This is a genomic window from Pseudomonas sp. AC463 (genome assembly GCF_979253585.1).
In genome coordinates this window covers 1-229 of the sequence record NZ_CEEDDZ010001271.1, presented here as the reverse complement: position 1 = coordinate 229, position 229 = coordinate 1, and the positions used below count along the sequence as shown (strand labels likewise).

General features: G+C 63.8%; 1 protein-coding gene. It reads right to left on the bottom strand.

Annotation, left to right across the window (positions count from 1 at the left end):
• The coding region (locus tag AC0IYH_RS34400; protein ID WP_471838987.1) for a RidA family protein at positions 1-229 on the bottom strand (229 nt) is incomplete at both ends.

The window sequence follows — 229 nt, the reverse complement described above, 5'->3', positions numbered from 1 at the left end:
GCCGTTCGCGACCTTCGCTTGATCGGTGAAGTCGGCGGTGGAGTTCACGAACACGCCCAGCTTCACGACGCGCTTCACCCGCGCCAGATCGCCGTTCAGTGCTTTGCGGATTTGGGCGACGACCATTAGTCCGCACAGCTTCGCCGCGTCCTGACCGTCTTCCAGCGAGACGTTCTCGCCCAGCCGGCCCTTGACCAACTGGCCGTCCTTGAACGGAAGTTGCCCGGAC